This is a genomic window from Fibrobacter sp. UWH6 (assembly GCF_900142465.1).
Lineage (GTDB): Bacteria > Fibrobacterota > Fibrobacteria > Fibrobacterales > Fibrobacteraceae > Fibrobacter.
In genome coordinates this window covers 99,444-112,947 of record NZ_FRAX01000013.1, presented here as the reverse complement: position 1 = coordinate 112,947, position 13,504 = coordinate 99,444, and the positions used below count along the sequence as shown (strand labels likewise).

The 13,504-nt window shown below is 50.3% G+C and carries 12 protein-coding genes; 11 read left to right on the top strand and 1 reads right to left on the bottom strand.

The window, feature by feature from the left end:
- Window positions 1-701 precede the first annotated feature (701 nt).
- From BUB73_RS11690 to plsX, 6 genes are all read left to right on the top strand, one after another.
- Window positions 702-1,412: a PDDEXK nuclease domain-containing protein gene (locus BUB73_RS11690; RefSeq protein WP_212668369.1), complete on the top strand. Its 711-nt coding sequence runs from the start codon at window positions 702-704 to the stop codon at window positions 1,410-1,412.
- A gap of 550 nt (window positions 1,413-1,962) precedes the next feature.
- A complete protein-coding gene (locus BUB73_RS11685) occupies window positions 1,963-2,985 on the top strand; it encodes a branched-chain amino acid aminotransferase (protein ID WP_073286081.1) in 1,023 nt (340 codons plus the stop codon).
- A gap of 196 nt (window positions 2,986-3,181) precedes the next feature.
- Entirely contained in the window at window positions 3,182-6,022 is a 2,841-nt protein-coding gene (locus tag BUB73_RS11680) for an ATP-binding protein (RefSeq protein ID WP_083539761.1), read from the top strand.
- Window positions 6,023-6,057: 35 nt separating this feature from the next.
- Complete coding sequence (locus BUB73_RS11675) at window positions 6,058-6,585, top strand: YceD family protein (protein WP_073160276.1); 528 nt, start codon at window positions 6,058-6,060, stop codon at window positions 6,583-6,585.
- Window positions 6,586-6,602: 17 nt separating this feature from the next.
- Window positions 6,603-6,788, top strand: a complete 186-nt coding sequence (gene rpmF, locus BUB73_RS11670; RefSeq protein ID WP_073160278.1) for a 50S ribosomal protein L32 — start codon at window positions 6,603-6,605, stop codon at window positions 6,786-6,788.
- A gap of 72 nt (window positions 6,789-6,860) precedes the next feature.
- Window positions 6,861-7,847, top strand: a complete 987-nt coding sequence (plsX, locus tag BUB73_RS11665) for a phosphate acyltransferase PlsX (protein ID WP_073160280.1) — start codon at window positions 6,861-6,863, stop codon at window positions 7,845-7,847.
- Window positions 7,848-8,107: 260 nt separating this feature from the next.
- Here the strand turns inward: plsX and BUB73_RS11660 are convergent, their stop codons facing one another.
- Window positions 8,108-8,287: a hypothetical protein gene (locus BUB73_RS11660; protein ID WP_073286071.1), complete on the bottom strand. Its 180-nt coding sequence runs from the start codon at window positions 8,285-8,287 to the stop codon at window positions 8,108-8,110.
- A 282-nt stretch (window positions 8,288-8,569) separates the two neighbouring features.
- Between BUB73_RS11660 and fabD the strand changes: the two genes are divergently transcribed.
- The 5 genes from fabD to BUB73_RS11635 all read left to right on the top strand — a co-directional run bounded on the left by fabD (window position 8,570) and on the right by BUB73_RS11635 (window position 13,477).
- Window positions 8,570-9,490 (top strand): ACP S-malonyltransferase, encoded by a 921-nt coding sequence (gene fabD, locus BUB73_RS11655; RefSeq protein ID WP_073160283.1) that lies wholly within the window; start codon window positions 8,570-8,572, stop codon window positions 9,488-9,490.
- Window positions 9,491-9,638: 148 nt separating this feature from the next.
- Entirely contained in the window at window positions 9,639-10,379 is a 741-nt protein-coding gene (gene fabG, locus BUB73_RS11650; protein WP_073286068.1) for a 3-oxoacyl-[acyl-carrier-protein] reductase, read from the top strand.
- A 52-nt stretch (window positions 10,380-10,431) separates the two neighbouring features.
- A complete protein-coding gene (acpP, locus tag BUB73_RS11645; protein ID WP_073160288.1) occupies window positions 10,432-10,668 on the top strand; it encodes an acyl carrier protein in 237 nt (78 codons plus the stop codon).
- A gap of 154 nt (window positions 10,669-10,822) precedes the next feature.
- A complete protein-coding gene (rnc, locus tag BUB73_RS11640) occupies window positions 10,823-11,653 on the top strand; it encodes a ribonuclease III (RefSeq protein WP_073160290.1) in 831 nt (276 codons plus the stop codon).
- Between the two features lie 12 nt (window positions 11,654-11,665).
- Window positions 11,666-13,477, top strand: coding sequence for an extracellular solute-binding protein (locus BUB73_RS11635; protein WP_073286065.1), 1,812 nt, complete (start codon window positions 11,666-11,668; stop codon window positions 13,475-13,477).
- Window positions 13,478-13,504: the final 27 nt, after the last annotated feature.

Sequence of the window (13,504 nt, the reverse complement as noted above, 5' to 3'; positions counted from 1 at the left end):
TGTAGATGTACAGATAGCCTACGAATGGGAATCGGAATCGAGAGAATCATCTAGCAAGGCTGCCTAAATGCTTCCACACATGTTGATGATGCCTCAATTTTAATTTAGCAGTTTTATTTAACGTACTCCTTTTAGTTGAAGTATTGGTTGTTTGTTCTCTATAACGACATTTGATGAGCTCTTAATGGGATGGGTGCCATTGACGAAATAGGACTCTTTTTTCTGCAACTTTTTAGTATTCCCTTTTTTTATTGAATTTATTTTAGCTGAGTAGTTGCAATCTGAAGGCATCTTAGGAAATGGAGCAAAACGAAGACTGCCGTCATCTTGATATTGACAAGAAATTGATGCTGGACGATCGCAAATCTTTCCGGTAAATGGAATCGAATGAAATCGAGTCGTTATTAAATAGTATGAACTCCATGTTTTCGCTTGTAAAAGAGAAATTGAAAAAATAAGAATCAATAGTATTGGTTTCTTTTTTTTTGAAAGAGCTAGAGGATTCCCATTTTTACAATTATTTTATATAAAATCATGCAACATTTCCTCGTTCAAAACGTGTTATAGTATGTAGGGCGAAAACGCCCTGCGCCATTGCGGGGGCGTTCCCGCCTGGATAAAGCTATGGCGACATTTGATGAAAAAGTCGAAAATTCGATGGCACAACTGTGTTGAACTATGCCTAATTGCAGGAGGCCTTTATGACAAAGAAAAGTGTTGAAACTATTAACAAGAGCTTTGTTCTTGATATTCGCGGAATCATTGAGCAGTCTCGTAGGAATGCTGTCCGTAGCGTAGATTTTTGCCGCGTTCAAATGTATTGGAACATCGGGCGGCGCATTCAAGTAGAGGAACAGAAAGGCAAGAAACGGGCTGATTATGGTTCGTTTCTCTTGAAAAACCTTTCCAAGGAGCTGGAACCGGAGTATGGCAGCGGATTTTCTGTGCGTCAGTTGGAAATGTGCAGGCGTTTTTATACCCTGTATCCAATTGCGAACGCAGTGCGTTCGCAATTGAACTGGACGCAATATCGAGATTTGATTAAGATTGATGATCCTGAAAAACGTGAATATTATGAACTGGAAACGATCAATAACGCCTGGACCAGCCGTGAACTAGAACGCCAGATTCATTCTCAGCTTTATGAACGTCTCTTGATGAGTTCTGACAAGGAAAAAGTCCTGGCTGTGGCTCGCAAGCAGCGTATTCCAGAAACACCTCAGGAAGTTATCAAGGATCCCATGGTCTTGGAATTCCTGGGCTTGGAACGAAACCCTGAATATTACGAGAGGGATCTTGAAACAGCCATCATCAATCACCTGCAGCGTTTCTTGTTGGAACTTGGAAACGGTTTTGCCTTTATCGCAAGGCAAAGAAGAATTCTCCTTGAAGATGACCTTGCCCGAAGATAACGAGACCATTCTAGCAAGTGAGTTCAAACTTTACATGCCGAGCAAGGAACAGCTGATCGCTGAAGTTAAACAGATCCGTGAGGATTTTGAAAAAATACATGCTGAAAGGTCCTAGGTTTTTAAGAAATTACCTATAAATTTCCCAAAATTTTGGTGTTTATAGGTAGGATTTTAGTTTGTGCGTGATGAAACGAGGCGTTTTCGGGCAAATGAACTGTATTTTTGGCCAAAAACGGCCTTATTCAGGGGCTTTCCAAGAGTGTTTTACAAGAATTTTCTTCTTTAGCGTGAATTTTTACCTATAAATGCGATTCTTTTCGGCAATTTATGGGTAAAATCAGCATAAACAGGCTAAATCGATGAAGCCCTTGGCTTTGGGTTGAATTTGAAAGCCTTCGACTTGTATCCCTTGAATGTTTTGCCATAAAAATCACAGGGTTTTTATGATTTTTTGTTGCCGATTACGTGAACTTTTATAAATTTCAAACAGAAATTTTTAACTCTGGCGCCTTGTGACGCCTTATAAAAGGTCGCAAATATGCAGATTGATTTGAATAATGTCGATTGGAAGACTCTCCCCTTCGGTTACTCCGACACCGATTACAACGTTCGTTGCTACTACCGCAATGGCCAGTGGGGCAAGATTGAAGTTTCCTCCGACAAGAACATCAGCATCCACATGGCCGCTACCTGCCTCCACTACGGTCAGGAAGGTTTCGAAGGCCTGAAGGCTTACACCGGCAAGGATGGCAAGGTCCGTCTGTTCCGCGTGGATGAAAATGCAAAGCGCATGCAGAGCACTGCAAACCGCGTCCTCATGGCTGTTCCGCCTATCGAACTTTTCCGCGAAATGGCTCACCTGGTGACCAAGCTGAATGCTCGCTTCGTTCCGCCCTATGGCCATGGCGCAACCCTTTACATCCGCCCGCTCCTCATCGGTACTGGCGCAGAAGTTGGCGTGAAGCCCTCCGACGAATACCTGTTCATGATGTTCGTCTGCCCGGTTGGCCCCTACTTCAAGGATGGCTTCAAGCCTGTTGACATGATGATCAGCCGTAACTACGACCGCGCCGCTCCTCAGGGTACCGGTACTGTGAAGGTTGGCGGTAACTACGCTGCTTCCCTCCAGTCTCTTGCCGAAGCCAAGAAGCTGGGCTACTCCAGCACCATCTATCTGGATGCCAAGGAAAAGAAGTACATCGACGAATGTGGTCCGGCAAACTTCTTCGGTATCAAGGGCAAGTCCTACATTACCCCGAAGTCCGAATCCATCTTGCCGTCTATCACCAACAAGAGCTTGCAGCAGCTGGCCGAATACCTGGGCTACACTGTTGAAAAGCGTCCGGTGGCTTTCGAAGAACTGGCTGACTTCAGCGAAGCAGCTGAATGCGGTACCGCAGCTGTGATTACCCCGATCAAGAAGATCGTGGACCCCGTTGCTGGCAAGGAATTCACCTACGGCGATGGCAAGAATCCGGGCCCAGTCTGCACCGAACTCTTCACCAAGTACACCGCTATCCAGTTCGGTGAAGCTGAAGACCCGTTCGGCTGGACTGAAGTGGTTGACCTGTAATCAGGTCGCTTCGCTTTGAGGGCGGCCTTTGGCCTTTGAGGTATGAGGTCGCCACTACGTGGCTAGAGGCTTTACGAAAAAAGCTCGCGATGGTTGTCGCGGGCTTCTTGTTTTATGACGCTTTTTTCTTAAGAAAAACTTACAACGCGGTGTAAAAATATTATATCTACCTCTGTAAGGAGTATTTGAGGTATTTATGACGATGTTCCAGATTGGCTTTCTGGTAACGGCCCTTGGCTTTATGGGGCTCGACATACTGGGGGCCGTGCTATCGTTTAAGAAAGGCGGACCGGCAGGTAGACTGCTGGGTGTTACCTGTACTTTCTGTTCTTTGGTTGTCTTGACTTATTTGGCAAGCGTTATGAGTGTGGAGTATTTTTCCTACTCCTGTTTTACCAGTTTGCATTACATATGTGTGATGTCCATGTTGGTTTGCGTGGTGGCATTTACGTTCCATCTTGTGGAACTGGCTGACCGGCCTTTTGTGCCCTATGTAAATAAGTTGCTCCTGATACTGGTTAGCCTTGATGCGGTCTGCTGGATTATCAATCCTTTTAAGGAAATCATGTTGAGCTTTGCGGCTCGTCCAGAGGGATTCAACCGGTTTGACCTGGTTCCAAGTGTTCTCTTTGGGTTGCATCTGACGTTTACCTACGTGATGGCCGCTGTGGTAGTTTGTTTGCTGGTTTACAAGTGGGTCCGCTCCGATAGGGATTATCACCGCAAGTATCGTTTTGCATTGCTGGGCTTTTCAACGGTGGTCATGTTCAGCGCCGTGTCGGAACTGTTCCCCGGATTCTTGGGCTCGTCCCGTCTTGATTATACGGTCTTTGCGCTCAGCTTGGCGGCTGCCGCTTTTTACTGGTCTGCGTTTATCTTCTCGACGGAACGTTATGTCTATGACCACAGTGTTCCGCTGGAACTGCGAACCAACACCATGTTCGTGGTGACTGGTATTATCGGTACCACTTGCGGTTTGCTGATTTGCCTTGCTGCGTCAGTCAGTTTTGCGGGAATCATGGCGGTGGCTTCGGTTGTCCTTGCCATGATGGTTATTTCGGTGGTGGCACGTAAGACGGGGCACGAAGATCTTGGGTTCTGGATCCTGATTGCCTGTATTCTGGTGGCCATGCCTATTGTCTGGCTTTCGGCTGGAGGTGTGAGTAGCGGCGTGAACAGCTGGTTCGTTTACGAATTCTTCTATATCGCCTTTGCCCTGAAGGGGCGCCGCATGTACATCGCCATGGCAATCGCCTTTGTTCTAGATGGAGCCAGCTATGGCATTGGCTATTACCGCCCCGATTTCGTCTACCTTTTTACGAACATGGCCGACACCTACATCAGTACGGTGGCCTCCACCTTTGTGGTGGGCATAACGGTGGTGGTTACGGTACTCTACCAGAAGAACATCTATTACGATGAACAGGCCGCCCTCCAGGAAGCCTACAAGACCCAGGAACTGCTGAAGCGCGAAGCCGAAAAGGCCAACAACGCCAAGAGCGACTTCCTGGCCAGCATGAGCCATGAAATCCGTACGCCGATCAATGCGGTGCTTGGCATGGACGAGATGATCCTGCGCGGCGGTACGCCCGAAGAAATTGCGGAGTACGCCCGGAATATCAAGCTGGCAGGAAACATGCTGTTGTCTCTGGTGAACGACGTCCTTGATTTCTCTAAAATTGAAAGCGGCAAGATGAACATCGTCCCGGTGGAATACAGACTGTCTAACGTCCTGGCCGACTTGAAGACCATGATTGCGACGAAGGTGGAAGAACGTGGTCTGGAATTAAAGACCGAGATTTCTCCTGATTTGCCGTCGGTGTTGGTGGGCGATGATTTCCGCCTGCGCCAGATTATCATGAACTTGCTGACCAATGCGGTGAAGTATACGCCTAAGGGTTCCGTGACATTGAAGGTCTGGGGCGAGACCGCAGACTCGAAATGCAAACTTTATGTGTCGGTCAAGGACACGGGCGTCGGTGTTCGCGAAGAAGACAAACCGCGCTTGCTGGAATCCTTCAAGCGACTGGAAGAAACCCGTAACCGTGGCATCGAAGGGACCGGCCTTGGACTTTCCATTACCGAGAAGTTGCTTGAACTGATGGGAAGTTCTCTCCAGATCAAGAGCGAATACGGCAAGGGCTCCGAGTTCTATTTTGTGCTGTCCCAGGATGTGGTGGATGGGACAGCCATAGGAAACGCAGACCTTGAAAATGCAGATGGGCAAAAGTCTGTAGGCGTATTCCAGGAATGCTTCGAGGCGCCTGAGGCGAAGATTCTTGTGGTTGATGATAACCGCATGAACCTGATGGTGGTTAGGGGACTGCTGAAAAATTCCAGGATGCAGATTGACTGCGTGGAGAGCGGTCAGGAGTGTTTGAATAAAGTAGAAGAAAACTGCTACCAGGTTATCTTGATGGACCATATGATGCCCCAGATGGATGGCGTGGAAACTTTGGAACGGTTGAAGGCGAAGTCCAATAACAAGTCCGCTGAAGCCAAGGTGGTGGCGCTGACGGCCAATGCCATGTCGGGAGCCCAGGAGATGTACCTAGCTCGCGGCTTCGATGACTTCCTGGCGAAGCCTGTCCGCGGCTCCCTGCTAGAAAAGGTGCTCCTGCGGCACCTTCCGGCAGAGATGGTCCACATGAAGTCAGACGAGGCGGATGTTGCGAAACCTGAGGTGAAAACGGAATCGGTGTTGATCGATTTCGAGAAGGGGCTGGCCCTTTGCGTTAATGACAGGGGACTGTACAAGGAAGTGTTGCAGTCCTTGCCCGACGAACATTTTGACTACTACCTCCAGGAGTATTACGAAAAGTCTGACTGGGCCAACTACCGGGTCAAGGTTCATGCCTTGAAGTCTTGCCTGGTGAACGTGGGGGCCGACAAGGTCTCCCTTATGGCGAAGAAGCTGGAAGATGCCGCTAAGGAAGAGAATTTCAAGGTGATTTTTGAGTCCCATCCGGCCTTGATGGAAGAATTCCGCAAGGTTCTGCTGGATATCCAGCGTTATTGCGATGATACCCTATGTTGACTTAAATACCGTGATTTACTAAATTTGCGCTCACTGTGAGAATAGAAATTGCACAAACCTTGACTGAACCCGAAGACCGCCAGGTGGTCTGGTCCCATGCCGATGCCCCTGAACTCTTCGACGAACTGCACCTAAAGGGCGATCTGGTAGCTCAGGTGCTGGTTAGCCCCGAAGGCGACAACAAGTGGCTTGTGACTGGCTCTATCTCTGGCGTTCAGACGCTGACCTGCTCCCGTACTCTTGAACCGTTCGATCGACCCTTCTCCACTGAAATCGTGGTCGAAGTTGAACGTCTTCAGGTGGCCAAGCAAGAATTGGACGAGGAAGATGTAGACGTTTTTGCCTACAAGATTCCCCAGGGGCAGTACTTCGTCGATGTTTCCGAGTGCGTTCGTGAGCTAATTATACTGCAAGAACCGCAAGCACCCGTGAAAAATCCCGACGAAGATTTTATCTTTGTAACAAACAATCAAGCTGGCGAAGAATCCGATGGTGAAAAGCCTATGGATCCTCGCTGGGACAAACTCAAGGCCCTCAAAGACAAAATGTCTAAGGGTAACTAGACTAACAGGAGTTAAAAATGGCAGTACCTAAAAGAAAAACCTCTACCGCTCGTCGTGACAAGCGCCGCACCCACTGGAAGATGGACGTGCCCGCTATGGCTACCTGCGATCATTGCGGTTCCGTGAAGCGTCCGCACCGCGTGTGCCCGGTTTGCGGTTTCTATAACGGTGTCGAAGTTGTCGACATGAAGGCCGAAGCCTAATTTAATTGATTATATTAAGGTAAGTTCCGGCATGCGCCGGGGCTTACTTTTTTTGATGTATAAGGAGTTATTGTGGTTAAAGTTGCACTGGATGCCCTGGGTGGCGATTTCGCTCCCGACGTTGTGATTGAAGGCGCCATTAACGCTGCCAACAAGGATGCCGATCTGCATATTGTTTTGTGCGGACCTGAGGCCGAGGTCAAGGCTGGTCTTGAAAAGCGTGGCTACACCGGTCACGGCATTTCTGTGGTTGACGCACCGGATCCGGTGGCCATGGATGAACATCCTGTACAGGTCCTCAAGAAGAAGCCTCATTCCGGTCTGGTGACTTGCGTCGCCCTCCAGAAGAAGGGTATGGTCGATGCTTCCGTCAGTGCCGGTAACTCTGGCGCCATGATGGCCAGCTGCCTTATGCTTCTTGGCAAGACCACCGAAAAGTTTGGCCGTCCGCCTATCGGCTGCGTGATCCCCACCGCCGAAAAGCCCATCGTCCTCGTGGATGCTGGCGCTAACGTAGATGAACGCGCTTCTGTACTCGTAGACTTCGCTATTGCAGGTTCTGCATTTGCCGAAACCTACTTCGGTCGCGAAAAGCCGAAGGTCGGTCTCGTGAACATGGGCGAAGAAGAACACAAGGGTCCCGCAGTTTGTCAGGAAGCCTATCAGCTTCTCAAGAACGCTCCCGTGAACTTCATCGGCAACATCGAAGGCGAAGACCTGATCATGGGCAAGGCCGACGTGGCTGTTACCTCTGGCTTTACAGGCAACGTAATCCTCAAGATGATCGAAGGCTTCTACGAAATGCATCACAAGATGTTCGGCAACATCGATTCCGAAGCTGGTCGCAAGTTCGACGAAATGTGGGACTACCGCATGACCGGTGGCGCCTTGCTCCTGGGTCTCAACGGCACCGGCATTATCGCTCACGGCCGTTCCGACGCTCTGGCTATCGAAAAGGCTGTTGAAGTGGCTGCCAAGTACGCCCGCCTCGGCGTGGCTAAGGCTGTGAACGCTCGTTTGTCTGAAATCAAGGACGAAGAAGCTCCCGCTCAGGCATAATCCGCGGATTGTCATCCTGAGCGGAACGAAGTGAAGCGAAGGATCCAGTGACGAACGAAAAAAGACAGGACTGAAATCCTGTCTTTTTTTTACAAATTCAATTTTACCCTCGATACGACTTTTGCGTATCATTATCATTTAAACTTGGGAATGGGAGCCCTCACCATGAGGGTTCCCTAGAATCTTTTTTGGGGAGAATTGTTTAGGAGATTGGTGTTACTCCACCATTACACAACGGACGGAGAAACTATTGGACTTATTTATCGAAACGATTTGAAATGCAGAGCTGGAATTACTTGCCCACGACGCGCTTGATCTCTTTTCCGCTTTTTCCTCGGGATAATTTCATCGTCCTTGGCGCTGGAGCCGTTATCGCCTCCGCAGGCAATAAGCATGATCGCGGCGATGGACATCACGGCAAGATTCTTGAATATATTCATATGTTCTCCTAATTTATTCCCAGAAAAAAGATGTAAACATTCAACAAAAAGGCTCCAGGACTAGGCCCGTCCCGATGATGTTTTGCGTAAAATATAAAATCCTTGACCTTGTTCTAATGCGCTTAATCCTTTGATGCTCAAAGAGATTGCCTTTTTAGTGACGTAAGTCTTTAGACACCTTTTTATATCATTGAATTTGGACTGGCCCCTCCTGTTTGCGGTATGATTTTTGTAATTTTGTGACGTATATTACAAGTCGTTGTTTTACACTCAAGGAAAAACATGTCTAAGACCATTCTTCTTTTCCCGGGCCAGGGTGCCCAGTATGTTGGTATGGGCCAGACTCTGGCTTCTACTTTTGAACCTGCCAAGAAGATCATGCAGGAAGCTGACGAAATTCTCGGCTTCTCCCTGTCCAAGCTCATGGCTGAAGGTCCGGAAGACGTTCTCAAGAGCACCGACAATACCCAGCCCGCTCTCTTCACCGTTTCTGCAATGGTGATGGAACTTCTCAAGTCCGAAGGTTTTGAATTTGACTACGTTGCAGGTCACTCCCTGGGTGAATACTCTGCAATCTATGCCGCTGGCGGTTTCAGCTTCGCCGATGGTCTCCGCCTGGTCCGCACCCGTGGCGAACTGATGGCCTCTGCCGGTTCCAAGAACCCCGGTGCCATGGCTGCCATCATGGGTCAGGACGAAGCAAAGATTATCGAACTCTGCGAATCCGTGAAGGATGCAGGTGTCGTGGTTCCGGCAAACATCAACTGCCCGGGCCAGATCGTGGTGTCCGGTGCCGTCGAAGGCGTGAACAAGCTGGTTGAAAACTGCGCTGCTGCTGGCATCAAGGCTATCCCCCTGGCCGTGTCCGGTGCTTTCCACTCTCCGCTGATGCAGTTCGCTCAGCCGGGTCTCGCCGAAGCTATTGCAAAGACTACCTTCAACGATGTGGCTAAGCCGGTCATCGCTAACGTCATTGCAGAACCTGTGACTTCCGGCAAGGAAATTGCAGACCTCCTGGTCCGCCAGCTGGTGTCCCCGGTCCGCTGGAACGACTGCATGAACAAGGCTATCTCCCTCGGTGTAACCCAGGGTGTTGAAGTGGGTTCCGGCAAGGTTCTCATGGGTCTCATGCGCAAGATCAGCCGCGACGTGAAGGTCACCCCCGTCGAAACCATCGAAGCTTTTGCAGCCCTGAAGGGCTAATAGGTCGGCACTTCGTGCCTTGAGGCATGAGGTCGCTCACTACGTTCGCTTTGAGGTTGTTAGGCTTTAACCTCATACCTCAAAGGGAGCCGAAGGCGACCGACCTCGCACCTGACTGCTAAACTTTTAATTTATGAGGAACTATCAAATGGGTAAACTTACTGGCAAGAAGGCTATTGTTACTGGTGCTTCCCGCGGTATTGGTCTGGCTATCGCTACCAAGCTGGCTCAGGAAGGCGCAGACGTCGCAATCCTTTCTACCTCCGTGAAGGAAGACTTGGCTGCCAAGTTGAGCGCCGAACTGGGTGTGCAGGTCAAGAGCTATGCCTGCAACGTTGGCGACTCCGAAACTGTACAGAACGTGTTCAAGCAGATCATTGCTGATATGGGTACCGTGGATATCCTGGTGAACAACGCCGGTATCACCCGCGACGGCCTGCTGATGCGCATGAAGGACGAAGACTTCGACGCCGTCATCCAGACCAACCTCCGTTCCGTGTTCCTCTGCACCCGTGCCGTGGCCCGCACCATGATGGGCAAGCGCACTGGCCGTATCGTGAACATCACTAGCATTAACGCTATCCGTGGCCAGGCTGGCCAGGCCAACTATGCCGCAGCCAAGGCCGGTATCATCGGCATGACCAAGTCCAACGCCATGGAATTCGCTTCCCGCGGCATTACCGTGAATGCTGTGGCTCCTGGCTTTATCGGCACCGACATGACTGCCAAGATGGACGACGCTACCAAGGAAAAGTACGCCGCTTCTATCCCCCTGCAGCGCATTGGCAACCCCGAAGATGTGGCCAAGGCAGTGGCATTTTTGGCATCCGACGACGCTTCCTACATTACCGGACAGGTATTGGGCGTTGACGGGGGCTTGAACGCTTAACGATTTTTTACTAAATTAAACTCAAACACTTAATCCAAAAATGGAGACTAAAATGAACGAAGAAATTTTTAAGAAGGTTGTCGACGTTATCGTTGCCAAACTCGAAGTTAAGGCTGAAGATGTGAAGCCGGAATCCGAATTCGGTAACGACCTCGGTGCTGACTCCCTCGACCGCGTCGAACTGGTTATGGCTCTCGAAGACGAATTCGAAGTCGAAATCCTCGACAGCGATGCAGAAAAGTTCCAGAAGGTTTCCGACGTTGTCGCCTTCATCGAATCCAAGAAGTAATTTCTTGATTTGTTGGAATTAAGCAATCGAATTTAAAGCGGTCCCTGGAACTTCCCGGGGCCGTTTTATTTTTGTGCGGTTGGGCGGTCTTTTTATCTTTACGTATTATATTCAGTATGCGGATCCAACCCGCGTTTCCCCATAGGAGATAAATTTGGAAAACGAAAATTTATTGCACAAAGTATTAAAGCTCTGGTTTCGCCAGAAGTCCGAGGACGGGCTTGAGGCAAAGCTTGGGTACAGATTCAGAGATCCGGAACTGCTGGCTCATGCCCTGGTGCATCGTTCCTTCCTGACAGGAAAGGATATGCCCTACGAGAGCAACAACGAACGTCTGGAATTTCTGGGCGATTCCGTGCTCAACATGCTTACCACCGAGTATCTGTACCGCAACTATCCCAACGACCCGGAAGGTGATCTTTCCAAGCGCAAGAGTGCCATCGTGTCGGGTCACGCCTGCGCCCAGTCCAGCAAGGAATGGGGCTTGAGCGAATATATCAAGATTGGAAAGTCCGAGATGAAGATGGGTGGCCGCGGCAAGGAAACTATTGTGGCTGACGCCTACGAAGCCGTACTTGGTGCTGTATACCTGGATGGCGGTCTGGAAGAAGTCCGTGCCATTCTCAACAAGTTCCATTTCCCTCGCATCAAGGAAATCATTGTGGCCGACGATTTCGTAAACCACAAGAGCGCCTTGCTGGAATACCTGCAGGGGAAGCGTCGTACGTCGCCGGTTTACGTCTTGATTGGCGAAGACGGCCCGGAACATCAGAAGGTGTTCACCACCGAAGTCCACATCAACGATAAAACCTACGGTCGTGGTTCTGGCCCCAATAAGAAGAAGGCCGAACAGGAAGCGGCCCGCGTCAGCCTTGAAATGCTCTTGGCTGAAGACGCCGCCAACTCCGCTGATGATGCAGACAAGTCCGCCGACGCAAATTCCAAACCCAAGAAACAATCCGCACGCCACGTTGGCTTGCCTTAGTTGAGACGAAAGATGAATTTTAAGAAAGTTGCTTTTGGTTTAATGATGCCTCTGGCGGTGTCCGCAGTTTTGATCGCCTGCAATGAGTCTGGTTCCAATTCGGGTAAGGGCTCTGCATCAAAGGCTGCCGTTTCTGAAGCGGATTGCCCGATTCTGCCTATGGATCCCGAAGCTACTGGCGAGTTTGACCCGGTGGCTTCCAAGGAGGCTCGCCCCTGCGGTGCCATTACCTTGTGGGGTTCCGCCATGCCCAAGTCCTTCAACATGTGGGAAGACTACAACAGCTTCTCTGCAGAGTTGATGGGCATGATGTTCGAACCGCTGGTTTCCCTCCATAGTACCGAAGACAAGGAAGTTGGAATTCTGGCAGACAGCTGGAGCGTGGGCGAAGACGGCAAGACTTTTACTTTCCACGTGGACCCTCGCGCCAAGTGGAGCGACGGCAAGTCCATTACCGCCGAAGATGTGCAGTACTACTACGACGTGATCATGGACGAGAAGAACCTGACTCCCATTTTCAAGGTGGGACTTTCTCGCTTTGACCGTCCCGAAGTTGTGGACAGCTTGACCATCAAGATGACCGCCAAGGAAATTCACTGGGGCAACTTCTGGGAAGCGGCCGGTATGCTGGCATTCCCCAAGCATGCCTGGCAGGGCAAGGACTTCAACCAGATCCGTTACGATTTCCCGGTGGTATCTGGCCCCTACATCATCAAGACCTTCCGTGAAGACCGCTATGTGGAACTGGCCCGCCGTGCCGACTGGTGGGGCTTCAAGAAGAACTGGAACCGTGGCAAGTACAACTTCCAGAAGATCCGTTACCGCTTCATGAACGACCAGACCAAGGCCTTGGAAGCATTCAAGAAGCAGGACTTCAACGCCTACGCTATCTACACCAGCAGCATCTGGATGAAGCAGACTGACTTCGATGCCGTGCAGAAGGGCTGGGCCGTAAAGCAGCGCATCTTCAATAAGGAACCTATCGGTTTCCAGGGCATGGCCATCAATATGCGCAAGCCCGAGTACCAGGATGTTCGCGTCCGTCGTGCCCTGAACTTTATGCTGAACCGCGAAGCCATGAACGAAAAGTACATGTACGGTCAGTACTTCCTGCAGAACAGCTACTATCCTGACTTGTGGCCCAACAATACCAACCCCAAGGCCACTATGTACAAGTTCAATCCGGACAGTGCCCGCGCCCTCTTTGCGGATGCGGGTTACAAGGTGAATGGTCAGGGTGTTCTGGAAAAGGATGGCAAGCCTTTTGCAATTAACTTCATTACCAGCAGCGAAGACCTGCGTCATCTGACGCTCTTCCAGGAAGACCTGAAGAAGATCGGCGTGGTGGCCACCATCGAACAGATGAGCCAGAGCACCTTGCGTAAGCGTCTTGACGATGCGGACTTTGACCTTTACTGGGTGAACTGGGGCGCAGGCCGACTTCGTGATCCCGAGGCCAGCTGGTCCTCCAAGACGGCTATGGACAAGGGCACTAACAACTTGAGCGGTTTGCAGGATGCCGTGGTGGACAGCCTGATTGAATTGCAGAAGACTGAATTTGATTTGGCGAAGCGCAACGAAATCCTGAAGGCACTGGATAACCGTCTTTCCGAGATTGTGCCTTACGTTCTGATGTGGCAGTGCGATCACCACCGCATACTGTACTGGAACCGTTATGGCATGCCCGAAAAGGTTCTGGACAATTTCAATCGCGAAGACGCCATCCCCGTTTACTGGTGGGTGGATCCGGTAAAGTCTGCAGCTCTCGATAAGGCCATGAAGGCTGGCGAAGCCCTGCCCATTCCTGAATATGATGTAAAGTAATTGCGGATGACCGCCATGGTATAAACG